This window comes from Thauera sedimentorum (assembly GCF_014489115.1).
Taxonomy (GTDB): domain Bacteria; phylum Pseudomonadota; class Gammaproteobacteria; order Burkholderiales; family Rhodocyclaceae; genus Pseudothauera; species Pseudothauera sedimentorum.
Window position 1 is genome coordinate 271,603 of sequence record NZ_JACTAH010000001.1, and the last position, 24,956, is coordinate 296,558.

Genomic DNA, 24,956 nt, shown 5'->3' on the forward strand with positions numbered 1-24,956 from the left:
GGGTCATACCAGTGGCGCGGGGAGCCCCAAGTGTACTCAGGATCGGCCCCCAGCGCGCGTCTCCGGCACTCTTCTTGCGATGCAGCATGCGTTGCCCCTTTTCGCCAGAGTCCTCGGCCCGCGCTGCACCAATGCGGTGCCAGGCGGCGCGGCCGTGCGCCGGGATGGTGATTGCGGGGCTGAACCCGAACCGAAAGGCGTCCGATGGGTGCGAGCGCGATCGACATCTTGTGGGTGGTGTTCTGTGCCGGGCTGGTATTCCTCATGCAGGCCGGCTTCCTGTGCCTCGAGTCTGGGCTCACGCGCAGCAAGAACGCGATCAACGTGGCGATCAAGAACGTGGTCGACTTCGCGGTCGCGGTGGCCCTGTACTGGGGCTTCGGCTTCGCGCTGATGTTCGGGCTGAGCGCCGGCGGCGTGTTCGGCACCAGCCACTTCATGGTGCCGGTCGGGCTGGGCAGCGAGCCCGGCCTTGCGACCTTCTTCCTCTTCCAGGCGATGTTCTGCTCCACCGCGGCCACCATCGTCTCCGGCGCGGTGGCCGAACGCATGCGCTTCTCCGCCTACCTCGCGGTGGCGGCGCTGATCGCCGCGCTCATCTACCCGGTGTTCGGCCACTGGGCCTGGGGCGGTGCGCTGGGCGATGGCGAAGCCGGGGGCGGCTGGCTGGCGGAACTCGGCTTCGTCGATTTCGCCGGTTCCACGGTGGTGCATTCGGTGGGTGGCTGGGTGGCGCTCGCAGCGGTGCTGATCATCGGTCCGCGCAGCGGACGCTTCGATGCGCAGGACCGCGTGCAGCCGATCTCCGGCGGCAACCTGCCGCTCGCGATGCTGGGCGTGCTGCTGCTGTTCTTCGGCTGGTTCGGCTTCAACGGCGGCAGTACGCTGGCGCTGGATGCGCGGGTGCCGGGCATCCTCGGCAACACTGTGCTCGGCGCGGTGGCGGGGGTGTTGACGGCGCTGGCGCTGGGCTGGGCACTGCGCGGCTATGCGGACGTGGTCCATACGCTCAACGGCGCGATCGCCGGCCTGGTGGCGATCACCGCCGGCGCCCACGCGGTGAGCGCCGCGGCCGCCGTGCTGATTGGCGCGCTGGGGGCGGCGGTCATGGTGGCCAGCCAGGAATGGTTGCTGCGCCGGCGCATCGACGACGCGGTCGGGGCCATTCCCGCCCACCTGTGCGCAGGCATCTGGGGCACGCTGGCGGTGGCCTTGTTCGGCGACCTGCAGGCACTGGGCACCGGCCACGGCCGCCTGGCGCAGTTGGGCGTGCAGCTGCTCGGCGTGGGCGCCTGTGGGGCGTGGTCCTTCGGCATCGCCTGGCTGGTGCTGCGCCGCCTCGACCGCGTGCTGCCGCTGCGCGTGCCGCCGGACCACGAGCTGAGCGGCCTCAATGTCTCCGAGCATGGCGCGCGCACCGAGCTGATCGAACTGCTGCAAGTCATGGAAGTGCAGGAGAAGACCGGCCAGCTCTCGGTGCGCGTGCCGGTGGAGCCGTTCACCGAGGTCGGCCAGATCGCCGCAGCCTACAACCGCATGATGGATGCGCTGGAGCGCGCGGTGGGGCAGACCCGCGCGATCATCCGCGACGTGCGCGACGGCATCATCACCTTCACCCGCGAGGGGCTGCTGCGCAGCCTCAACCCGGGTGCCGAAAAGCTGTTCGACGTGCCCGCGGCCGAGGTGGTCGGCCAGCCCATCGTGCGGCTGATGGGCGAGGCGCCGGCGGTGGCGCCGGTGCATCTGGTCGGCCTGCTCACCCCGGGCGACAAGACCGAGCTGCGCCTGCGCCGGCGCGGCGCAGAGCCGCGCGTGCTGGAGGTGTCGGTGAGCGAGAGCGAGCATGGCGGCGAGTCGCTGCTCACCGGGCTGGTGCGCGACGTCACCGAACGCCGGCAGATGGAGGAGCAGATCCAGCGCGAGCGCGATCTCGCCCAGGTCACGCTGGCGTCGATCGGCGACGGGGTGATCACCACCGACGAGCGCGGCACGGTGAAGTACCTCAACCCGATGGCCGAGCGCCTGACCGGCTGGAGCCAGGAGGAGGCGGTGGGGCGCAACATCGCCACGCTCTACCGCCTGGTCGACGAGGCCAGCGGGGAGCCGCTCGACAACCCGGTGCGCGCGGTGCTCGCCAGCGGCCGCGAGACGCGCTGCCACGACCACGGCCTGTTGCTGCGCCGTGATGGCGACGCGGTGCCGGTGCAGGACACCGCGGCGCCGATCCGCAGCCGTGCCGGCTACCTGATCGGCGTGGTGCTGGTGTTCCACGACGTGACCCTGACCCTGCAGCTCACCCGCGAACTCACGCACCAGGCGAGCCACGACGCGCTCACCGGCATTCCCAACCGGCGCGAGTTCGAGCGCCGCCTGGGCGACCTGCTCGAGCAGTCGCGCACCGCCGACGCCGCCCACGTGCTGTGCTATCTCGACCTCGACCAGTTCAAGGTGGTGAATGACACCTGCGGGCATGTCGCCGGCGACGAGTTGCTGCGCCAGGTCACCGCCCTGTTGCGCGAGCACCTGCGCAAGTCCGACCTGCTCGCCCGCCTCGGCGGCGACGAGTTCGGGGTGATCTTCCACGACTGCCCGGTGGACAAGGCCGAGGAAATGGCCGACGGCATGCGCGAGACCATCCGCGCCTTCCGCTTCGCCTGGGAGGGCAAGAGCTTCTCGATCGGGGTGAGCATCGGCCTGGTGCCGGTGGCGCCGACCGACCGCGACCTCGCACGCCTGCTGTCGGCGGCGGACGCGGCCTGTTACGCGGCCAAGGAGGCCGGACGCAACCGGGTGAATGTGTACCGCCAGGACGACGACCGCCTGCTCGAGCGCCATGGGCAGATGCAGTGGGTGGCCCGCCTGAACCGCGCGCTGGACGAGGACCGCCTGCGCCTCTTCGTCCAGCCGCTGGTGCCGCTGGCGGTCGGCGGGACGGTGCATTACGAGATCCTGGTGCGCCTGGAGGAGGAGGGACGGCTGATCGGCCCGGGCAGCTTCATCCCGGCGGCCGAGCGCTACAACCTGATGCCGCAGATCGACCGCTGGGTGTTCCGCAACGTGCTGGCCTGGGTGGGCGACACCTGTCGCAAGCTCGGCCGGGTGGACGGCACCTGGTGCGTGAACCTGTCCGGCACCTCGCTCAACGACGAGCGCCTGCTCGACGAGATCCGCAGCGGGCTCGCGCAAGCGGCGCTGCCGCCGGGCACGCTCTGCCTTGAGATCACCGAGAGCTCGGCGGTGGCCAACCTGTCACGGGTGGTGGGCTTCATCGGCGAGGTCAAGGCGCTGGGCTGCAGCTTCGCGCTGGACGACTTCGGCAGCGGGCTGTCGTCCTTCGCCTATCTCAAGACCCTGCCGGTGGACTACCTCAAGATAGACGGCAGCTTCATCCGCGACATCGCCCGCGATCCCACCAGCCGGGCAATGGTCGAGGCGATCAACACCATCGGCCACACCATGCGGCTGGAGACGGTGGCCGAATTCGTGGAGAACGAGGCCATCCTGCAGGTGTTGCGCGAGATCGGCGTGGATTACGCGCAGGGCTACCACACCGGCATTCCGCGGCCGCTCACCGACTTCGGCGCGGTGCGGGTGATGCCGCGCTGAGCGCGCCGGAAGCGCCGCCGCGTTTCGATGGCGAGCAGCGCCCCGGACGCGTGTAGGAGCGGTCTTGGCCGCGATCGCCGCACGTGCGTTTTGGCAGCTTCCGTATCGCGGCCAAGGCCGCTCCTACATGCGCTTTCGCCGACTTTGAGCAGGCGGGCGCTTCAGCGCGCCGACAGCGGGGGCGGGTAGCCGGCGTCGTCGATCAGGCGCTGCCAGCCGGCCGCCTGGAAGCCCTTGAAAGGCTGCCGCCCGACCAGCAGGGCGGGCACTTCCTCGGGCTGCTCGAAGGCCTGGCGGTAGGCGGCGAGGTCGTTGTCGTCCTTCATCGGGCGTTCGTTGAAGGGCACGCCGCGCTCGTTGAGCCAGGTCCTGGCGCGGGCGCAGGGCTCGCCGCACTGTTCGGAAGTGAACAGGGTCACCGGGAAGTCCGCCATCGCCTTGCGCACCGTGTAGGGCAGTGAGGGGTCGGCGCGTCCCGGCACGAAGCTGCGCTGATCCAGTTCGCGGATGTGTTGCGGCGGCGGCTGGTCGGAATAGTGCACCACGCCGCGCTCGTCCACCCAGCGGTAGGTGGTCTGGGCGAGCAGCGCGGGGGTGGCGGCGAGCAGGGCGGCGGCAAGCAGGATGCGTGGGGTCATGTGGTCACCATTCCGTTGTGGCGCAGCAGGGCGTCCACCCGCGGCTCGCGGCCGCGGAAGGCCTTGAAGGACTCCAGTGCCGGGCGGCTGCCGCCCACCGCGAGGATCTCGCGCCAGAAGCGCTCGCCGGTTTCGCGGTCGAGCAGGCTGCCGCGTCCCGCGCCGGCTTCCTCGAAGGCCTCGAAGGCGTCCGCGGAGAGCACCTCGGCCCACTTGTAACTGTAGTAGCCCGCGGCATAGCCGCCCGAGAAGATGTGCGAGAAGCTGTGCGGGAAGCGGTGCCATGCCGGCGGGATGATCACCGCCACTTCGCGGCGCACCTCGTCGAGCAGGCGCAGCACGACATCCACCGGCACCGGGCCGGTGGTGGCGTCCACCTCGCTGTGCAGGCGCAGGTCGAACATGGCGAACTCGAGCTGGCGCACGGTCTGCATGCCGCTCTGGAAGTTCTTGGCGGCGATCATCTTGTCGTACAGCGCACGTGGCAGCGGCTCGCCGGTGTCCACGTGGGCGGTCATCGCGCTGAGCACGTCCCATTCCCAGCAGAAGTTCTCCATGAACTGGCTGGGCAGTTCCACCGCGTCCCACTCCACGCCGTGGATGCCGGAGACCGCCAGCTCATCCACCCGGGTGAGCAGGTGGTGCAGGCCATGGCCGGCTTCGTGGAACAGGGTGAGCACGTCGTCGTGGGTGAAGGTGGCCGGTTTGCCGTTCACCGGGCCGGGGAAGTTGCACACCAGATAGGCCACCGGGGTGGAGACCCCGGCCGGGCCGCGGTAGCGGCTGCGCGCCGAGTCCATCCAGGCGCCGCCGCGCTTGGTGTCGCGGGCGTGCAGGTCGAGGTAGAAGTGGCCGATGGTCTCGCCGTCGCGCTCGATGCGGAAGAAGCGGGTGTCCGGGTCCCAGCGCGGCGCTTCGTCCGGCAGGATGTCCACGCCGTACAGGGTGCGCACCACACCGAACAGGCCGTCGAGCACCTTGGGCTCGGGGAAGTACTGCTTCACTTCCTGGTCGGAGTAGTCGTAGCGCTTCACGCGCAGCTTTTCAGAGGCCCAGGCGATGTCCCAGGGCTGCAGCTCGGGCAGGCCCAGTTCCTCGCGCGCGAAGGCCTGCAGTTCCGCCAGGTCGCGTTCGGCGAAGGGCTTGGCCTTGGCGGCCAGCTCGCGCAGGAAGGCGAGCACCTCGGCCGGGTTGTCGGCCATCTTCGGCACCAGCGAGATTTCGGCGAAGTTGCGGTAGCCCAGCATGCGCGCTTCCTCGTCGCGCAGCGCGAGGATGCGCCCGATCAGCGGGCCATTGTCCCATTCCGGCTTGCCGGCCTCCGAGGCGCGGGTGGCGTAGGCGCGGTACATGCGCTCGCGCAGGCCGCGGTCGTCGGCGTACTGCAGCACCGGCAGGTAGGAGGGCATCTGCAGGGTGAACTTCCAGCCGGCCTGACCGTCGCGCTCGGCGGCGGCGCGCGCGGCCTCCAGCGCGTCGGCCGGGATGCCGGCCACGCCGGTTTCGTCGCGCACGTACTCGGCGTGCGCGTTGGTGGCATCCAGCAGGTTCTCGGAGAACTTCGCCGCCAGTTGCGACTGCTCTTCCTGGATGGCCTGGAAGCGCGGCTTGAGTTCATCCGGCAGTTCCGCGCCGGAGAGACGGAAGTCGCGCAGTTCGTGCTCGACGATGCGCCGGCGCACCGGCGACAGGTCCGCAAAGGCGGGGCCTTCGGCCAGCGCCTTGTACTTGTCGAACAGCGCCAGGTTCTGCCCCACCTCGGCGTAGAAGCGGGAGACCTCGGGCAGCATGCCGTTGTAGGCCTCGCGCCATTCGGGCACGTCCTTGACGCTGTGCAGGTGGCCGACCACGCCCCAGGCGCGGCCGAGCCGCTCGCCCGCCTCGGTGAGCGGCACCACGAAGCCGTCCCACTCGGGCGTGCCCGGCTCGGCGGTGAGCCGGGCGATCAGCGCGCGGTTCTCCTCGATCAGCTCGCGGATCGCGGGGGCGACATGTTCCGGGCGAATGGCGTCGAAATCGGGCAGGGCTTGCAGGTGCAGCAGCGGATTGCTCATGGCTGGGGTATTCCGTCGGGGTGTGTATCGGTCGCTATTGTGCCGAAAAAGCAGCGGGGGCGCCCGCGGGCGCCCCCTATCACCGCGATGGAGCCGCTCAATCGATCAGCTCGCGGTAGGCGTGCCAGGTGGCGTGGCCGAGCAGCGGCAGCAGCACGACCATGCCGATCATCATGGTGGCGAAGCCGATGGCCATGGCGAGCACGATGATCGCCGCCCACAGCGCCATCGCGGCCGGGCTGCCGCTGACCGCGCGCAGGCTGGTCATCATCGCGGTGGCGATGTCGGTGTCGCGCGCCATCAGCATCGGGATGGCGATCACCATCAGGGAGAACACCAGTGCGGCCATCACCCCGCCGGCAGCCAGCCAGGTGACGGTGAACTGCAGTTGCTCGCCGTTGAGGAACACGTCGCGCATCAGGTTCGACACCTCCGGCACGTTGCCGGTGTACAGCAGCGCGAACAGGATGGCCGAGACCCGCTCCCAGGCGATCAGCATGAAGGCGAGCATGATGCCGCAGTAGAACAGGCTTTCGCGGTGGCGGCCCAGCCCGCGCATCGATTCGGCCCAGCCGATGCGCTCTCCGGCCTCGCGCCGGTGCGAGATCTCGTACAGCCCGGCGGCGGCCAGCGGGCCGATCAGCAGGAAACCCGAGATCGCCGCGGTGAACAGATAGGGCATGTTCGCCGCGTAGGCGAGGATCAGGTAGCCGATGACCGCAAGGATCGCGCCGTGGGTCAGGCTGGCGAGCGGGTTGGCGCGCAGGTCGTCCCAGCCCATGCGCAGCCATTGCAGCGGACGTCCGGCGTCCACGTGGTGGACGTGCGGCAGTTGGAAATGGTGGTCCAGCGGGTGGTAGGAGTGGTCCATGGCAGCCTCCATCGTTCTCTCTGACGGGATGGGGCGGCGCCCGTGCATGGGCTCGCAGCCGGCCCCGTGCTGCATTTGATCGGCGCCGGCGGAGGGAGTTCGCAAACGGGATGCGTCGGCGTCAGCCCGCCGGCCGGACCTCCTGCCACACGTTGCGGCAGCCGGTCTCGCGCACGCGGAAGCTCCACAGCGCACCGAACAGCCCGGCGCCGAACAGCAGGCCGATCCCCAGGCGGAAGGTATCGACCGAGTAGATGCGCACCCCGTCGACCATCGTGCCGTCCCAGTTCAGATCCATCACCAGGCCCACCGCCGGCTGCAGCAATGCGCCGGCGAGGAAGCCGCCCATGTTGGTGACGCTGGTGCTCATGCCCGAGAGCTGGGGCGGGTTCACCTCCTTGGCGCAGGCCCAGGTCAGCGAGAAACTGGAGGTGGTGAAACCCATCAGCGCGAACAGCGCATAGGACAGCCCGACCGGCATGCGCAGCGCGGAGAGCCACACCAGCCACAGCAGGCAGTAGGCCAGGCTGGCGGCGATCAGCACCGGCTTGCGGCGGCCGATGCGGTCGGACAGCGTGCCGATGGCCAGGCAGCCGATGGCGAAGCCGGCGAAGAACAGCGACAGGTGGCTGGCCGCCTCCACCCGGGTGAGGCCGTGCACCTGCACCAGGTAGGGCGTGGCCCACAGGCCGGCGAAGGCGAAGAAGCTGCCGGCCAGGCCGAAGTTCACCCACACCGCGGGCCAGGTGGCGCGGTTCTTCAGCACGCCGAGCAGGCCGTTCAGCACCACCGTGCGGTCGAAGCGCGGACGCGGCGCTTCGGCGCTGCGCCCGTCCTTGATGAACACCCAGCAGGCGACCGCCAGCAGGGCGGAGATCACCGCGGCGGCAAAGAACACCCCGCGCCAGGAGGTGACTTGCGCGAGCGAGGCCAGCGGGGTGCCGGCCAGCATCGAGCCGAGGTTGCCGAGCAGCATGGCCACGCCCACCATCGTGGCGAAGCGCCGCTCGTCGAACCACACCGCGATCAGCTTCAGCATGGCGATGAACACCACCGACACGCCCAGCCCGATCAGGGTGCGGCCCACCAGGGCCACGTCTAGGTCCGGCGCGAGGCCGAACAGCAGGCTGCCGCCGGAGGCGATCAGGCCACCGATCAGCAGGATGCGGCGCGGCCCGAGGGTGTCCACCAGGATGCCGGTAGGCACCTGCATGATGGTGTACACATAAAAGTAGGTTGCCGCCAGCACGCCCAGCGAGGCCGCACTGGTCTGGAAGGCCAGCGCCAGGTCTTGCGCGATGCCGGCGGGGGCGAAACGGTGGAAGAAGGACATGACGTAGGCGGCGATGACCACGGCCATCGCCAGCCCGCGTCCGGTGGCGGGAACCTGCATGGGGCTGTCTCCTGAGCTGCGCCCGCTCGTGTCGGGCTGTTGTGCTTTTGTGTGCAGGGCTGTCCTGCGTCGACCCTGGGGCGTCCGTAGGAGCGGCCTTGGCCGCGATCACGGCAGTGGTGTTGGCCACGGCCTGATCGCGGCCAAGGCCGCTCCTACATATCTGTGGGGGGTGTCCCCCGCGCTTCTCAGCCCAGCAGGTTACCGGTGAGGCGCTCGTAGGCCTCGCGGTACTTGGCCGCGGTGTGCTCGATGACCTCCGCCGGCAGGCGTGGGCCGGGCGCCTTCTTGTCCCAGTCCAGGGTCTCCAGGTAGTCGCGCACGTACTGCTTGTCGAAGGACGGCGGGCTGATGCCCTCGCGGTAGCTGTCGGCCGGCCAGAAGCGCGAGGAGTCGGGGGTGAGCGCCTCGTCGATCAGATGCAGGGTGCCGGCCGCATCCACGCCGAACTCGAACTTGGTGTCGGCGATGATGATGCCGCGCCCGGCGGCGTATTCGGCTGCCTCGGAGTACAGCGCGATGGCCGCGTCGCGGGCTTCTTCGGCCAGCCCGGCGCCGGTCTTGCCGGTGCCGGCGAGCGCCTCGGCCAGCGTGGCCTCGCAGTTGGCCTGGGCGACCGCGAAGGAGACGTTCTCGTCGTGGTCGCCCACTTCCGCCTTGGTGGCCGGGGTGAAAATCGGCGCCGGCAGCTTGGCGGCCTGCTTGAGGCCCGCCGGCAGGGCGATGCCGCAGATTGCGCCGGTGGCCTGGTAGTCCTTCCAGCCCGAGCCGATCACGTAGCCGCGCACCACCGCCTCGATGGGCAGCGGCTTCAGGCGCTTGACCACCAGCGCGCGGCCGCGCACCTGATCGCGCTCGTCGGCGGCCACCACGGTTTCCGGGTCGATGCCGGTGAGCTGGTTGGGGACGATGTGGCCGAGGCGGTCGAACCAGAAGTTGGCCAGCGCGGAGAGCACCCGGCCCTTGTCCGGAATCGGGTCCGGCAGGATCACGTCGAAGGCGGACAGCCGGTCGCTGGTGACGATCAGCAGCTTGTCGGCATCGACCGCGTAGATGTCGCGCACCTTGCCGCGGCCGAGCAGCGGCAGGCTCTTGATGGAGGATTCGAAAAGGGGAGTGCTCACGGTGACGGTACCGGTCGAGGTAAAAGCGGAATTATAGGTGCGGAAGCGGCGCGGCAGGGATGGCAGATCCGCTCACATCAGCGCGTGGCCGAGCGTGCGCAGCGCGATGCCCACCGCGGCGCCGGCCAGCGCCGGGCGCAGCACGCCGGCCACCCGCCGCCCGGCGGAGATCAGCACCGCCACCCCGGCCACGTCCAGCGGGTGGATCAGGAAGCCGGCGCTGGCGTTGAGCACCTCGGCGCTGGCGCTGCCTTCGCGCAGCATCTCGTCCATCACCCCCATCATCGCGGTGCCGCCGGCGATGTACTTGGTCAGCGTCGGCAGGATCAGCGCGGGGTCGATGGCCAGCAGGGCGAGCAGCGGGGTCAGCAGCGCGGTCAGGGCGTCGATCGCCCCGGTGGCGCGCAAGGTCATCACCGCCACCAGGGCCAGCACCAGCATGGGGATGGCGCCCACGGCGATCTTGAAGGCTTCCGCGCCGGCGCGGTTGATCACGTCGAGCACGCCCTTGGCGTCCTCGGCGGTGCGGTGGTGCAGGGTCTCGTCCACCGGCCCTTCGACCGCGGACAGTCCGCGCCCGAACAGATGCCAGGTGGCCGCCGCGGCGAGCAGGCCGCCGGCGAACGAGAGCGCCAGGGTGAGCGCGAAGTCCAGCCCCATGGCCGCCATCGGGAAGGTGACGTTGGCCTGCGCCATGGCCATCACCATGGCCAGCGTGGCCGCCAGGTGGCGGTCGGAGGCGCCGCGGCCTTCCATCATGGTCAGCGTGGCCACCGGGGCGGCGAAGCTGACGAAGTTGATCTGCAGCGCGGCGAAGGCGCCCAGGCCGGTGAGGCCCGCCGGGCGCAGCAGCGGCGTGGCGCGCTGCACCACCCAGTCGATCACCCCGCGCGCTTCGAGCAGGCGCATCAGCGACAGCATGACCACCATGATGGGCAGCAGCACGAAGAGCGCGAGTTCGACCGCGGAGCGGCCGGCGCGCAGGACGATGTCGGTGATCAGATCCATGGTCGGGGGGAACTCGGGGCGAGCATTGGAGGGCAGGCGTCCGGATGGTAGCGGATGACGGGCGTGTTTGCTGCGTTGCGACAAAAACAACAACGGCGCCCGGAGGCGCCGTTGCGGTTGCAGCCCGGGCGGTGTTCAGTCCATCGCCTCGTACAGCGGCAGGGTGAGGAACTCGGGGAAGTCCTCGGAGAGCGACATCTCCTCGAAGATCTTCGCCGCCTGGTCGTAGGTGGCGGTGTCCTCGCCCTGGGCGGCGACGGTGGCCTTGACCTTGGCGAGTTCCTCGGGGATCAGCGCGCGCACCATGTCGGCGGTGACCTTGCGGCCGTCGTCGAGCTTGCCCTTCGGGCTCACCACCCACTGCCATATCTGCGAGCGCGAGATCTCCGCGGTGGCGGCGTCTTCCATCAGGTTGTGGATGGGCACGCAGCCGTTGCCGGCCAGCCAGGAGCCGAGGTAGTGGATGCCGACGTTGATGTTGTTGCGCACGCCCACTTCGGTGATCGGCTGCTCGGGCTGGAAGTTCATCCAGTCCTTCGGGCCGAAGCTGTCGGACACCTGCTTGTCCCACTGGTTGGGGCGGTTGCCCAGCACCTTGACGAACTCTTCCATGGCGATCGACACCAGGCCCGGGTGGGCCACCCAGCCGCCGTCGTAGCCGTCGTTGGCGTCGCGGGTCTTGTCGTGGCGGATGCCGGCCAGCGCCTTCTCGTTGGCGGCCGGGTCGTTCTTGATCGGGATCAGCGCGCTCATGCCGCCCATGGCCGGGGCGCCGCGCTTGTGGCAGGCCTGCACCAGGGCCAGCGCGTAGGAGCGCATGAAGGGCACTTCCATGGTGATGGCGCCACGGTTGGCCAGGCAGAAGTCCTTGTTCTTCTTGAACTTCTTGATGCAGGAGAAGATGTAGTCCCAGCGGCCCGCGTTGAGACCGGCGGAGTGGTTGCGCAGCTCGTACAGGATCTCTTCCATCTCGAAGGTGGCGAGGATGGTCTCGACCAGCACGGTGGCCTTGATGGTGCCCTGCGGCAGGCCGATGTGGTCCTGCGCCATCACGAAGATGTCGTTCCACAGGCGCGCTTCGAGGTGGCTCTCCATCTTCGGCAGGTAGAAGAAGGGGCCGGCGCCGCGGGCGATCTGTTCCTTGGCGTTGTGGAAGAGGAAAAGCGCGAAGTCGAAGATGCCGCCGGAGACGCGCTGGCCGTCGACCAGCACGTGCTTCTCGTCCAGGTGCCAGCCGCGCGGGCGCACCTGCAGGGTGGCGATCTTGTCGGCGAGCTTGTACTCCTTGCCGTTCTCGGCGACGAAGTCGATCTGGCGGCGGATCGCGTCATAGAGGTTCACCTGGCCCTGGATCTGGTTGTACCAGTTGGGGCTGTTGGAATCCTCGAAGTCGGTCATGTAGGAGTCGGCGCCCGAGTTGAAGGCGTTGATGATCATCTTGCGCTCGACCGGGCCGGTGATCTCCACGCGGCGGCATTCCAGGGCCTTGGGCAGCGGGGCGATCTTCCAGTCGCCTTCGCGCACCGACTTGGTCTCCGGCAGGAAGTCGGGCAGCTCGCCGGCGTCGATGCGTGCCTGGCGGGCGACGCGGGCGGCCAGCAGTTCCTGACGGCTCGGCTCGAAGGCGCGGTGCAGCTTGGCCACGAGTTCCAGCGCCTCGCGGGTGAGGATCTGGTCGAAGCGGGGGTGCAGGGGGGCATTGATCTGCATGCCCTGGGGCAGGTCGAGGCTCATGACAACTCCTGTAAACAAGCGGTTTTTGCGAATCGTGGATGTCCTGGTGCAGCGCCGGGGCCGGCGGGCCGCCGCGCGCGGGGTTGCCCCGTCTGAGTGCGTGCGTGCCGCGGGCGGTGTCTCCTCCACCCGGCATAAGATGGACCCGAGTCTATTGCGTCACAAAAGAAAATAGAAGATAAGGCTTAATCAATTGATCTTTTACTTTGAGTAAAAAATGGATCAACTCAAGCAGATCGAGAGCTTCGTCAGCGTGGCCACCCGCGGTTCGCTCTCGGCCGCGGCGCGCGAGGCCGGCGTGACCCCGGCGGTGATCGGCCGCCGGCTCGACGCCCTGGAGGCGCGCCTGGGGGTGAAGCTCCTGCTGCGCACCACCCGGCGCATCACGCTCACCTTCGAGGGTAGTGCGTTTCTCGAGGACTGCCAGCGCATCCTCAACGATCTGGCCAATGCCGAGGCTTCGGTGAGTCTGGGCGGCATCAAGCCCAGCGGGCATCTGCGCCTGACCGCGCCGGCCGGTTTCGGCCGGCGCCACGTGGCGCCGGTGGTGATGCGCTTCCTGCAGGACAACCCGGAGGTGAGCTGCACCCTGGAACTGTCGGACCGCATGGTCGATCTGCTCAATGAAGGCTTCGACTGCGCGATCCGCATCGGCGAACTGCCCGATTCCAGCCTGGTGTCGGTGCGTCTGGCAGAGAACCGGCGGGTGGTGATCGCCAGTCGCGAGTATCTGGCGCGCCACGGCACCCCGCGGACCCCGCAGGACCTGCTGGCACACAACTGCCTGTGCCTGGCGCAACAGCGCGGCTGGCAGTTCACCGGTGAGGACGGCGCCCCCATGCTGCTGCGCGTGGCCGGCAACCTGGAGTGCAACGACGGCGCGGTGCTGCGCGACTGGACCCTGGCCGGCCTGGGCCTGGCCTGGCGATCCTTGTGGGAGGTGGGCGAGGACCTGCGCAGCGGCCGCCTGGTGCAGGTGCTGGAGGACTGGGCGGCGGCGCCGCTGGGCATCTACGCGGTGTTCCCGCAGCGCCGCCACCTCGCCCTGCGCATGCGCCTGCTGCTGGATCATTTCCGCGACACCTACGCGCGGGCGGAGTACTGGGGGGCTTGACTCGCCCGGTGCCCGGCAGCCGGCAACCGGGCTACTACACTCTTATGGTCAGGGAGGATGCCTGTCATGGATATCGATACCGTACTCGCCGACCTGGGGCTCGCGCCCGGCGATCTGCAAGCCGGCGCGCTCACCGTCCGCTCGCCGATCGACGGCAGCGTGCTGGCGCGCCTCGCACCACATTCGGCGCAGGGGATCGACGCCGCGCTCGCCCGTGCGCAAGCCGCCTTCCTGCGCTGGCGCGATATGCCCGCGCCGCGGCGGGGCGAACTGGTACGCCTGTTCGGCGAGGAGTTGCGCGCCAACAAGACGGTGCTCGGCCGCCTGGTGAGCATGGAGAGCGGCAAGATCCTTGCGGAAGGCGAAGGCGAGGTGCAGGAGATGATCGACATCTGCGACTTCGCCGTGGGCCTGTCGCGTCAGTTGCACGGCCTGACCATCGCCTCGGAGCGCCCCGGGCACCGCATGATGGAGACCTGGCACCCGCTGGGCGTGGTCGGCGTGGTGTCGGCCTTCAACTTCCCGGTCGCGGTGTGGGCGTGGAATGCGGCACTTGCGCTGGTGTGTGGCGATGCCCTGGTGTGGAAGCCTTCCGACAAGACGCCGCTCTGCGCGCTTGCCTGCCGGGCCTTGTTCCTGCGTGCGTGCGCGCGTTTCGGCGAGGTGCCCGAGGGCTTGCTGGAGGTGGTGATCGGTGGGCGCGAGGCTGCCGAAAACCTGGCCGACGACCGCCGCATCGCGCTGCTCTCGGCCACCGGCTCGTGCGCCATGGGGCGGGCGCTGGCGCCGCGGGTGGCGGCGCGCCTGGGGCGCTCCTTGCTGGAACTGGGCGGCAACAACGCCATCGTGGTCGCGCCCAGCGCGGACCCCGACCTGGCCGTGCGCGCCATCCTGTTTTCTGCTGTCGGCACCGCCGGCCAGCGCTGCACCAGCGCGCGCCGGCTGATCGTGCACGCTTCGCTGCGCGAGACGCTGCTCGTCCGCCTGCGCAAGGCCTACGACAGCGTGCGAATCGGCGACCCGCTCGATCCGGAAACGCTGATGGGGCCGCTGATCGGCCGCGACGCGTTCGACGCGATGCAGGCTGCGCTGGCCGCGGCGCGAGGCGAGGGCGGTTCGGTGTCCGGCGGCGAGCGGGTGCTGGCCGAGCGCTGGCCGGATGCCTGGTACGTGCGCCCCGCCCTGGTGGACATGCCGGCGCAGACCGATACCGTGTGCCGCGAGACCTTCGCCCCCATCCTCTACGTGCTCGGCTACACCGAGCTGGACCAGGCAATCGCGCTGCACAACGCGGTGCCGCAGGGCCTGTCCTCGGCGATCTTCACCAATGAGCTGCGCGAGGCCGAGCGCTTCCTGTCCGCGGCCGGCTCGGACTGCGGCATTGTCAACGTGAACATCGGCACCTCGGGCGCCGAGATCGGCGGCGCCTTCGGCGGCGAGAAGGACACCGGCGGCGGGCGCGAATCCGGCTCGGACGCATGGCGGGCCTACATGCGCCGCGCCACCAACACCATCAACTACTCAACCGAGCTGCCGCTGGCGCAGGGCATCCGCTTCGGCGACTGAGGAGGCGCCGCATCTGTAGGGGCGGCCTTGGCCGCGATTTCTGCCTCCGCTCATGGCAGGACCGCATCGCGCCCAAGGCCGCTTCTACCCGAGGCGATTGAAGAATTGCCGACTATCCGCTATAGTCCGACGCCTTCGCCGGCATAGCTCAGTTGGTAGAGCAGCGCATTCGTAATGCGAAGGTCGGGGGTTCGACTCCTCTTGCCGGCACCAGTAAATTCAAGCACTTAGGCCAGTCCTCCGGGGCTGGCCTTTTTGCTTCTCGGCTTCGTGTAGCCACGGTGTAGCCAAAATTGGACGGTGTAGCCACAGCTGCTGCGGGGCCGTCCCACCCCAGGAAAAACAAAAAAAACCGTCACGAGGACGGGTCCATTCTCGGCACTGACAGTGTGGCGGTGCTGGGCGTATTGTCGGTCTCGCTGGCCGCACCTGAAGAGAAGCCTCCGGGCTGGCTCGCGCGGTCGGGCTGGACTGGGCCGAGGCGAACACGATCTGTACATTCCCTCGCGCGCGCGTATTGGTCGCACAAATCCCCTTGTGGTCGGGCAATCCCATGCCACATGAGTGCCCTCCTTTACGCAAGAACGTTGCGTATCGAAGCGGGTTGCCGCGTGTCCTGAAGTCCTCGGGCGCTTGCTGTTTGCTCACGGCCCGATCCTGCAACGCCGGGGGAAAGGGAAAGCCGCTTTTCGTGCCGTTGCCCTGATGGTCGAGTAAGCCAAAGGACATAAGCCTAGCGATCGAATGTCATTCGACTGCGTTCGTGCCAAGGGTTGCTGCCACGAATCCACGTACAATTGCACGCCAAATACGTATGAATGCCGATGCTCCTTTCTATGGGGCTTGATGGGCAAGGGCTTTAGGGAGGCTTGATTGGACGTCTTCGAGTTCCGCGGAAAACTTGTTGCCGACTACGCGGCCTTCACCCGCAGCTTCACCCGTATCCACGCCGAAGACATCAAGCGCTTCGTCGACGACGCCTACAACTCCGGGCGCTATTGGCCGGCACCGCTCGTCCAGGTCAATCCCAACTTCAAGGCGGGCGGCACCGTTGAAGCACTGGTGACCGCTGGCGCGCTGCACCCGGAGTGCGGGCGCATCTTCCGCGCCGGCAAGTCGGCTTCGAGCCTGGGTGTGTCGCTCACCCTCTTCAAGCACCAGGAAGAGGCGATCGGATTCGCACAGAGTGGTGAGAGCTACGTCCTGACCACGGGTACCGGTTCGGGCAAGTCGCTGGCCTACTTCATCCCAGTCGTCGACGCCATCCTCAAGGCCAAGGTAGCTGACCCCACGCCGCGCACCCGCGCCATCGTCATCTACCCGATGAACGCGCTCGCCAATAGCCAGCTTGAGGAACTTGGCAAATTTCTTGGTGACTACGGTGACCATCCGCCCGTGACCTACGGTCGCTATACCGGCCAGGAGAGCGATGAAGAGCGGCAGAGGCTGGCAGCGAACCCGCCGGACATCCTGCTCACCAACTTCATGATGCTCGAACTGCTCATGACGCGGCAGGATGACAAGGACAAGGCCGTCATCCGCAACGCCAAGGGCCTGCGCTTCCTGGTGCTGGATGAGTTGCACACCTACCGTGGTCGCCAGGGGGCGGATGTTGCGCTCCTCGTGCGTCGGGTACGCGAGGCGCTCTCCGACAACCTGCAGTGCATCGGCACTTCGGCAACGATGGCAACCGAAGGCACCGAGCAGGCCAAGAACGAAAAGGTTGCTGAGGTGGCCAGCCGCCTGTTTGGTACCCGCATCACGGCCGCCAGTGTCATCACCGAAACCTTGCAGCGGGTCACGCCCGAGCAGTTGCTGGTCGAGCACGTGCGACCACAACTTGCCGAAGCCGTCCGTGCTGGGGTACCCGAGTCCGCCTCCTACGGGGTGCTCGCCCAGCACCCGCTTGCCGTCTGGGTGGAACTCACGCTGGGGCTGACCCGCGACGAGGGGAAGTGGCGCCGCGCCCGTCCCATTACGCTGGATGTTGCCGCCGACCTGTTGGCAGCGGATGCCGGTGTTGATATCGGCCAGGCCAGAACGGTGTTGGCAGACTTCCTGCTGCTCGCCTACCGCACCACCGACAAGCCGCCCTCCGAGGGCGGGCGCAGCCTCTTTGCATTCAAGCTCCACCAGTTCATCTCGGGCGGCAGCAAGGTCTACGGCACCCTCGAACCTGCCGGGCGGCGCTACCTCACCCTGGAGGGTAGCCAGTTCGTCCCGGGCGACCGCGCACGCCGGCTCTATGCGCTGCATTTCTGCCGGGAATGTGGGCAGGAGTACATCCCGGTCTGGGACGAGAACAGCTCAAACGGTCGCGTGTTCAATCCGCGCAACATCGAGGAGCGCAGCCACGATGACGAAGACGTCAAGAACGGCTATTTCATGCCAGACACGACGGGCGTCTGGAACGACACGCTGGACCGCTATCCTGAGACCTGGCTGGAGCCCAAGAAAGACGGCGACCTGAAGCTGCGCTCCAACTACAAGAAGCGCCAGCCCCATCATGTCAGGGTCGATGCTGAAGGCCGGCACACCGGCGACGGTATGACCGGTTGGTTCATCCCGGGCAATTTCGGCTTCTGCCTGCGCTGCGGAGTGGTACATCCGACCGCAGGCAAGGAGTCGCTGCGGCTCACCGGCTTGTCTGGCGAGGGGCGCAGTTCGGCGACCACCATGCTCACGTTGTCGGCGCTGCGTTACCTCTACGAGGAAGACGAGCAACTCAAGGAAGAGGCCAAGAAGGTCCTGGGCTTCACCGACAACCGACAGGATGCAGCGCTGCAGGTCGGACACTTCAACGATTTCCTGCAGGTACTGCTGCAGCGAGCCGCGCTCTTCGCAGCAGTCCAGAAGGCTGGCGGCAGCCTGAACGAGGGTGAGGTTGCCGAGGCCGTATTCAAGTCGCTTGGCTTTGACCGCGATGACCCGGGCGTGCGTGCCGAGTACATGCAGGAGCCCGATATCAAGGGCAACGCCCGGCGTCAGGTGCAGGACATCATGCGCGCCATTCTTGGCTACCGGGTGTACTTCGACCTGCGCCGTGGCTGGCGCTTCAACAACCCCAATCTTGAGCAATTGGGCCTGGTTCATATCGAATATCAGGACCTCGACGAACTGGCGGCTGACGCGGGGGAATGGTCTGAGGCGCCGATCGCCTTGCAGGCGGCGTCGCCCGACGTCCGCAAACGGCTCCTGGTCATGCTTTTCGACGCCATGCGCCAAGGGCTTTGCCTTGCGTCGCGCTACCTCGACCGCAGTGAGCTGGACCGCCTCAAGACCTCCAGCTACGCCAACCTGCGTGAGCCCTGGGGTTTCTCCGAGGACGAGAATCCCATCTCCTCGAACTGGTTCATCGTCGGCGCCAAGCCCCGTGACGAAGACCGTCGGAACGTCGAGTATCTCGTTTCCGGCAGTGCCCGCTCCAAACTTGGCCGGGAGCTGAAACGCCCGAGCAACTGGCGCGAAGCCGACGAGAGTGACAACCCGCATGCCGCCAAGCTCAAGGACGAGCAATGCGAAGAGGTCATCAAGGCGCTGCTCAAGGCGGCCAAGTCCTATGGTCTGGTGGTGTCCGAGGAGACCGAGTTCGGCATTACCGGCTATCAGCTCAATGGCACCGGCCTGTTATGGACGCTTGGTGAGGGCAAGAGCAAGAAGGGCGCGGATGACAACGCCTTCTTCCGCAGCCTGTACGGCAACATCGCCGGCATGCTGGCAGACCCGGTGCATCGCCTTTTCGATTTCGAGGCGCGCGAACACACCGCCCAGGTCGAGCAGGATGAGCGCCTGGAGCGCGAGGCCCGCTTCCGCTTCACCCAGAAAGACCGCGACGATTGGCAGGCCGCGAATAACAAGCCGCTGGAATGGCTGCCGGTGCTGTTCTGCTCGCCGACCATGGAACTAGGCGTCGATATCTCCTCGCTCAATACCGTTTACATGCGCAATGTCCCGCCCACGCCGGCCAATTACGCGCAACGCAGCGGCCGGGCAGGGCGTGCGGGCCAGCCTGCGCTGGTCATCACCTATTGCGCCGCCCAGTCACCGCACGACCAGTATTTCTTCCGCGATCCGGTGCGCATGGTCCATGGCCAGGTCAATCCGCCCACGCTCGACCTCGCCAACCGCGAACTCATCCAGAGCCACCTGCACGCCATCTGGCTGGCAGAAACCGGCAAGAAGCTCGACAACAGCGTGCGCGGTCTGCTCGATATGAACGACCCCGCCGCACCGCTGACCGACGACTACCGGCAGCAGATGGATGCGGATGCGCCGCAGAAGCGGGCGCATGAGCGCGGCCTGCGTGTGCTGGCCATGCTCAAGGACGAACTCACCGAAGAGAAGGCCCCCTGGCATACGCCGACCTTTGCCGATGAGGTGTTCCGTCGCGCCTTCCAGTCCTTTGACCGGGCGCTCGACCGCTGGCGCGACCTCTTCGCCGCCACCAAGCGGCAGATGGAAATCAACCAGAAGGTGATGAACAACCCGGCCGCGAGCGAACGTGACCGGCGCGATGCCAAGCAACGCCACGACGAAGCCTTCCGCCAGCAGACCCTGCTGCTGCAGGAATCGGGCTCAGCCAACTCCGACTTCTACACCTACCGCTATCTGGCGAGTCAGGGTTTCCTGCCCGGCTACAACTTCCCCCGCTTGCCGTTGATGGCCTACATCCCGGCGCGCAAAGGCAAGATTGGCCGCGAGAACTTCCTTTCCCGCCCGCGCTTCCTGGCCCTGTCCGAGTTCGGTCCCTACAGCCTCATCTACCACGAGGGCAGCCAGTACCGCGTCGTGCGAGCCATGCTTTCGGTCGGCGCGGAAGACCAGGTCTCGGTCGGCGCCAAGCTCAGCACCGAAGTGGCGCGCATCTGCCCCGCCTGCGGTTACGGCCACTTCCGCAACCAGCGGGATGCCGACCGCTGCGTGTCCTGCAACGCCCCGCTGGCCGACTCCGTCGCCGTGCAGAACCTCTACCGCATCGAAAACGTCTCGACCAAACGTGCCGAGCGCATTACCGCCAACGAGGAAGAGCGCACCCGACAGGGCTACGAGATGCAGACCACCATCCAGTTCGGCGAGCAGGATGGACGCCTGCAGGTCATGCACGCAGTCATGAAGGAAGGTGACACGCCGGTGCTGGAGCTCCAGTACGGCCCCGCTGCGACCGTGTGGCGCATGAATCTGGGCTGGCGGCGCCGCAAGGAGAAAAGCCTCCTCGGTTTCATGATTAACCCGGTAACCGGCCACTGGGTCGGCGGCGCGGAAGAGGCTGGCGAGCCCGACCCGGACACCCCACCGGACAAGACCCCGCCGCAGCGCATCGTTCCCTACGTGGAAGACCGGCGCAACGTGCTCATCGTGCGTCCGCTCGAAGAACTTGACATCAAGACCATGGCGACGCTGCAGTACGCCTTGAAGCGCGGCATCGAGGCGGTCTATCAGCTCGAAGAGAGCGAGCTGATGGCCGAACCGCTGCCCAAGGCCGACCTGCGCCGTTCAATCCTGTTCTACGAATCGGCCGAAGGCGGGGCCGGTGTGCTGACCCGCCTCGCGACCGAGCCCGATGCGCTGGCCAGGGTCGCTGGCGAAGCGCTCGCCATCATGCACTTCCGCCGCCCCGAGTCGGGAGCCTGGAACAGAGAGCAGTTGGATGAAGAGTTCGACGCCGATGGCAAGCCCATCTGCGAGGCTGGTTGCTACCGCTGCTTGCTCTCCTACTACAACCAACCCGATCACGTGAACATCGACCGGCAGGACGCCGACAACGACGGCAAGGTGCTCGACATCCTCTGCCAGCTTTCGAAGGCCCGGGGCGAAGCAGGCAGCTTCGGGCGTACGGCAGAGGCGCAGCTTGGTGAGCTGGAACGCGTTTCCGGAAGTTCTCTGGAGCAGACGTGGCTGAGCTATGTCCGTGAGCACGGCTATCGCCTGCCCGACCAGGGGCAGCACACCATCGAGCGTTGCCAGGCTTCGGCGGACTTCTTCTACGAGGACTGGAAGGCCGCGGTCTTCATCGATGGACCGCATCATGAGACGGCCTCTCAGGCCGAGGGTGATGCCGCCATCAACGCATGCCTGGAAGCCGCCGGTTATTACGTTGTTCGCTTCCCCAAGGATACCCACCACTGGCCTGAGGTCTTCAAGGCTCATGCTGGCCTTTTTGGAGCTTAGCTCTTCGGGGATGCGTGTTGGTGTCGGTCCAATTGGGATTGGAGGGGCGTGTGACTACCTCTATTGAGAATTGTCAGCGAGTCCTGTCTGCTGTCGGCACGTTGCACCGTCATGGTTATGAGGGGCTTCGTGTTATGCCTGTTCTGGATGAAGAGCGGTGGATTGCCTTTATTGGGCCAAGACTGGCGTTTTCCTCGCTCGATGGCGCTTACGCGGCTCCAGACCTACGCGGACGTTGTGTGCGGTTCTCAATGGGGTATAGCCTTCCCGAAACGAATGATTGCTTCGAGCTCTTGAGGGCGCTTTATGCCGGGGTATGCGTTCAGGCAGATGTTGGGAGTGCCATGCAGCTTTCCCCCGAAGCTGACAAGAGATTCAGGGAGTGGTTGGAGCACTCTAGGCTACGTGACCCAGAGTACAGCGCATGGTACTTCTCACTGGGAGGAAGGCTATTTTTCGCCAGAGATGCCCTGCCATACCGAGAAGACGTTGAAGTTCCCGCATCACGGCGTGGCCCCGTGTTCTTTGCAGAGTTTCGCCCATCTGAGAACGGAATTGAGCGATACCGTCGTGATGAGTCTCTATCTCGGCCGCCTGGTGGGAAGGCGTTTTCTGACGGAGGAAGGAGGATTGCCAATCCGGAACTAAGACTTGCGGAAGCGCGCCCGACAGACGCGCCAAGCCTGCGGTGGAGTTCCTCTGGAAGCTCGGGAAATGAGAGGGCTCTCGATGAGTGGTATGAAGATTATGTGCATCGAGATTGAGTATCGAGTTCTCGGGCACGATTTGCATGATTTTGGGTTTTGATGATGACCTTTCAGTACCAACCCGGCTCCCTCGTCTCGGCCCGTGGCCGCGAGTGGATAGTCCTTCCACAGTCCTCCGACGACACCCTGCATCTTCGCCCGCTCGGCGCTACCGACGACGACGCCACGCTCATCTACCTGCCCATCGAACCTGGGCCGGTAGGGCCGGCGACCTTCCCCTGGCCCACGGCTGAGCAGGCATCGAATTTCGCCGCAGGCCAACTTCTCCGTGATGCACTGCAACTTAAGCTGCGCACCGGCGCAGGCCCGTTCCGCAGCTTCGGCAACATCGCTGTCGAGCCGCGCGCCTACCAGCTGGTGCCCTTGCTGATGGCGCTCAAGCACGAGGTGGTGCGCCTGCTGATTGCGGACGACGTGGGTATCGGCAAGACCATCGAAGCCGCGCTCATCGTCCGTGAGTTGCTCGACCGTGGCGAAATCAATCGCATGGCCGTGCTGTGCCCACCGCACCTGTGCGAGCAATGGCAGCGCGAGCTGAAGGAGCGCTTCCACATCAATGCGGTTGTGGTGCGCAACACCACCGCCAACCGCCTGGAGCGCGGCTTGCCAGCGAACCAGTCGGTGTTCGAAGCCTATCCCTTCACCGTGGTCAGCCTGGACTACATCAAGTCCGACCGCCGTCGGGACGAGTTTCAGCGCGCCTGCCCGGAGTGCGTGATTGTTGATGAAGCGCACACCTGCACCTTCAGCGGCCAGGGCAAGCAGAAGCGCTACACCCTGCTGAAGGGGCTGGCAGAAGACAGGTCGCGCCACATGGTGCTGCTTACCGCCACGCCACACTCGGGCGACGAGGAAGCCTTCTACAACCTGCTCGGGCTGCTTCACCCGGAGTTCCGTGAACTCAAGGACATCCCCCCGGACGCCCGCCGTCCGCTGCGCGAGCAGCTCGCCAACCACTTCGTACAGCGCCGCCGCCCGGACATCGAAGAGTGGAATGACCGCAATGTCTTTCCCGAGCGCTTTTCGGCTGAAATCACCTACAAGCTCACCGGTGAGTGGGGGCGGTTGTTCGATGAGGTGCTCGACTACGCCCGCGACCTGGTCGAGCGAGCCGAGGGCAAGGGACTCCTGCAGCAACGCATGAGCTGGTGGGCTGCGCTTGCCCTGCTGCGCTGCATCTCCTCTTCGCCAGCCGCGGCCGTCAATGCCCTGCGCACACGCTTGCAGGGCACTGCCCCGAGTGAGGACACTGACGCTGCGGAGATCGAACTCACGCAGGAAGAGGCAGAGGAGCAGGGCCGCGAGCGGGTGCTCGACGGTGTCGAGGACGACCTCTCCACCCAGGACATCGAACCGGGAGCCCGCACCGAAGACGGCGCCCGTCTTGCCGAATTGATTGAGCGTGCCGCGGGCTTGGCCGGCCCATCCAAGGACCCCAAGCTCAAGAACCTCATCGAACACCTCAAGGAGCTCACCGAAGCCGGGTTTCAACCGGTGGTGTTCTGCCGTTACATCGCTACCGCGCACTACGTGGCCGAGCATCTGCGCACTGTCTTCCGCAACCATCAGGTCACGCCGGTAACTGGGCAGTTTGCCCCTGCCGAGCGCGAAGCCGCCGTCGAAGCCATGGGTGAAGCCGAGCAGCGCATTCTGGTGGCAACGGATTGCCTGTCCGAAGGCATCAACCTGCAGAACCTCTTCACCGCCGTGGTGCACTACGACCTGTCGTGGAACCCCACCCGCCACGAGCAGCGAGAAGGCCGTGTGGACCGCTTCGGCCAGAAGGCGCGCGAAGTGCGCACCACCATGCTCTACGGCCAGGACAACCCGGTCGATGGTGCGGTGCTGCAGGTCATCCTGCGCAAGGCCGAGAGCATCCGCAAGGAGCTCGGCGTGCTGGTGCCCATGCCCGACGACGAAGGCAAACTCACCCAGGCTCTGGTCGGCGCCGTGTTGTTGCGCAAAGGCACAACGACTAACCGCATGCCGCAATTGGGCCTCGACTTTGGAGACCCCGAGCAGTCCATCGACACCGCGTGGACCTCGGCGCGCGACAAGGCTGCCAAGAACCGCACCCTGTTCGCGCAACGCCGCCTCAAGCCCGAGGATGTGCTGCCCGAATGGCAGAAGACGCTGGCCGTGCTCGGTGGCGAGGCCGATGTGGCGCGCTTCGTCAAACGGGCCGCCCAGCAGCTCGGCGCCCCGCCGGAAGAGACCACCAAGGCCGGCGTGACGCACTGGAAACTCCACGCCTCCAGCCTGCCCTCGGCAGTGCGTGAGCGCCTGGAGGGCGAGGGGCTCGCGGGTACGCTGCGCATCGACTTCCATCAGCCGCCGGCGCCGGGCACGCAGTTCATCCATCGCACCCATCCGCTCGTCTCGGTGCTGGCGGATTTCCTGCTCGAGACTGCGCTGGACGATGCCGCCGTCGAAACCGACAGCGCACTCGACGCAGTCGCCCGTGCGGGCGCCATCTTCACCGAGGCCGTCGAGACACGCACCACCGTCCTGCTGGTCCGCCTGCGCCACCAGCTCACCGTCAGCCACCGGGGTCAGTCCCGCCTGCTGCTGTGTGAGGAAACCCTCACGGTCGGTCTGGAGGCCGGTAGCGAAGCGACTCCGCTGGCGGAGGCTACCGCCCGCGCCCTGATGGCCGCCGAGCCTGCCCGCAACATGCCGCCGCCGCTGCGCGACCAGCACATCCAGCGCGCGCTGGCGCAGTTGCCGGAGCTTCAGCCCACGCTGGAAACACTCGCCCGTGCCCGCGCCCAGCAGCTGCTCGACGACCATCGTCGTGTGCGGGTGGCGTCCGATGCGCGCGGTGAATACCGGGTCACGCCCAGCCTGCCGGTGGACGTCATGGGTGTCTTCGTTCTCATCCCGGCCTGATGCCAGCAAACAGGAATCGACAAG

General features: G+C 67.1%; 12 protein-coding genes and 1 tRNA gene. 6 read left to right on the forward strand and 7 right to left on the reverse strand.

Annotated elements, in window-relative coordinates; all coding sequences use genetic code 11:
• Positions 1–204 precede the first annotated feature (204 nt).
• Complete coding sequence (amt, locus tag IAI53_RS01240) at positions 205–3,606, forward strand: ammonium transporter (protein WP_187716353.1); 3,402 nt, start codon at positions 205–207, stop codon at positions 3,604–3,606.
• Positions 3,607–3,767: 161 nt separating this feature from the next.
• On the opposite strand, the gene IAI53_RS01245 is transcribed toward amt, so the two are convergent.
• The 7 genes from IAI53_RS01245 to aceB all read right to left on the reverse strand — a co-directional run bounded on the left by IAI53_RS01245 (position 3,768) and on the right by aceB (position 12,428).
• Positions 3,768–4,244 carry a glutaredoxin family protein gene (locus tag IAI53_RS01245; RefSeq protein ID WP_187716354.1) on the reverse strand — a complete coding sequence of 159 codons (477 nt, stop codon included), beginning with the start codon at positions 4,242–4,244 and terminating at the stop codon, positions 3,768–3,770.
• Complete coding sequence (locus IAI53_RS01250; protein ID WP_187716355.1) at positions 4,241–6,298, reverse strand: M3 family metallopeptidase; 2,058 nt, start codon at positions 6,296–6,298, stop codon at positions 4,241–4,243. The genes IAI53_RS01245 and IAI53_RS01250 overlap by 4 nt, the downstream gene beginning before the upstream one ends.
• 97 nt (positions 6,299–6,395) lie before the next feature.
• The gene (locus IAI53_RS01255; RefSeq protein WP_187716356.1) at positions 6,396–7,169 is read right to left on the reverse strand and encodes a DUF2189 domain-containing protein; all 774 of its coding nucleotides are present in this window, start codon (positions 7,167–7,169) and stop codon (positions 6,396–6,398) included.
• Positions 7,170–7,290: 121 nt separating this feature from the next.
• On the reverse strand, positions 7,291–8,562 hold the full coding sequence (locus IAI53_RS01260; RefSeq protein ID WP_187716357.1) for an MFS transporter: 1,272 nt from the start codon (positions 8,560–8,562) through the stop codon (positions 7,291–7,293).
• 188 nt (positions 8,563–8,750) lie between these two features.
• The gene (locus tag IAI53_RS01265) at positions 8,751–9,686 is read right to left on the reverse strand and encodes a phosphoribosylaminoimidazolesuccinocarboxamide synthase (RefSeq protein WP_187716358.1); all 936 of its coding nucleotides are present in this window, start codon (positions 9,684–9,686) and stop codon (positions 8,751–8,753) included.
• Positions 9,687–9,758: 72 nt separating this feature from the next.
• Positions 9,759–10,694: a nucleoside recognition family protein gene (locus IAI53_RS01270; RefSeq protein WP_187716359.1), complete on the reverse strand. Its 936-nt coding sequence runs from the start codon at positions 10,692–10,694 to the stop codon at positions 9,759–9,761.
• Positions 10,695–10,829: 135 nt separating this feature from the next.
• A complete protein-coding gene (aceB, locus tag IAI53_RS01275; protein ID WP_187716360.1) occupies positions 10,830–12,428 on the reverse strand; it encodes a malate synthase A in 1,599 nt (532 codons plus the stop codon).
• Between the two features lie 217 nt (positions 12,429–12,645).
• Here aceB and IAI53_RS01280 point away from each other — a divergent pair, with 217 nt between their 5' ends.
• From IAI53_RS01280 to IAI53_RS01300, 5 genes are all read left to right on the forward strand, one after another.
• On the forward strand, positions 12,646–13,542 hold the full coding sequence (locus IAI53_RS01280) for a LysR family transcriptional regulator (RefSeq protein WP_187716361.1): 897 nt from the start codon (positions 12,646–12,648) through the stop codon (positions 13,540–13,542).
• 66 nt (positions 13,543–13,608) lie between these two features.
• Entirely contained in the window at positions 13,609–15,108 is a 1,500-nt protein-coding gene (amaB, locus tag IAI53_RS01285; RefSeq protein ID WP_187716362.1) for an L-piperidine-6-carboxylate dehydrogenase, read from the forward strand.
• A 137-nt stretch (positions 15,109–15,245) separates the two neighbouring features.
• Positions 15,246–15,321 (forward strand) — tRNA-Thr (locus tag IAI53_RS01290).
• A 660-nt stretch (positions 15,322–15,981) separates the two neighbouring features.
• Entirely contained in the window at positions 15,982–21,276 is a 5,295-nt protein-coding gene (locus IAI53_RS01295) for a DEAD/DEAH box helicase (protein WP_187716363.1), read from the forward strand.
• A gap of 806 nt (positions 21,277–22,082) precedes the next feature.
• Positions 22,083–24,932, forward strand: coding sequence for a DUF8741 domain-containing protein (locus IAI53_RS01300; RefSeq protein WP_225433106.1), 2,850 nt, complete (start codon positions 22,083–22,085; stop codon positions 24,930–24,932).
• Positions 24,933–24,956 lie beyond the last annotated feature (24 nt).

Bases quoted from the DNA above. Each gene is read 5' to 3' on its own strand.
- amt (WP_187716353.1), top strand. From the start codon at position 205: ATGGGTGCGAGCGCGATCGACATCTTGTGGGTGGTGTTCTGTGCCGGG.
- IAI53_RS01270 (WP_187716359.1), bottom strand. From the start codon at position 10,694: ATGGATCTGATCACCGACATCGTCCTGCGCGCCGGCCGCTCCGCGGTC.
- IAI53_RS01250 (WP_187716355.1), bottom strand. From the start codon at position 6,298: ATGAGCAATCCGCTGCTGCACCTGCAAGCCCTGCCCGATTTCGACGCC.
- IAI53_RS01260 (WP_187716357.1), bottom strand. From the start codon at position 8,562: ATGCAGGTTCCCGCCACCGGACGCGGGCTGGCGATGGCCGTGGTCATC.
- IAI53_RS01245 (WP_187716354.1), bottom strand. From the start codon at position 4,244: ATGACCCCACGCATCCTGCTTGCCGCCGCCCTGCTCGCCGCCACCCCC.
- amaB (WP_187716362.1), top strand. From the start codon at position 13,609: ATGGATATCGATACCGTACTCGCCGACCTGGGGCTCGCGCCCGGCGAT.
- IAI53_RS01255 (WP_187716356.1), bottom strand. From the start codon at position 7,169: ATGGACCACTCCTACCACCCGCTGGACCACCATTTCCAACTGCCGCAC.
- IAI53_RS01300 (WP_225433106.1), top strand. From the start codon at position 22,083: ATGATGACCTTTCAGTACCAACCCGGCTCCCTCGTCTCGGCCCGTGGC.
- aceB (WP_187716360.1), bottom strand. From the start codon at position 12,428: ATGAGCCTCGACCTGCCCCAGGGCATGCAGATCAATGCCCCCCTGCAC.
- IAI53_RS01280 (WP_187716361.1), top strand. From the start codon at position 12,646: ATGGATCAACTCAAGCAGATCGAGAGCTTCGTCAGCGTGGCCACCCGC.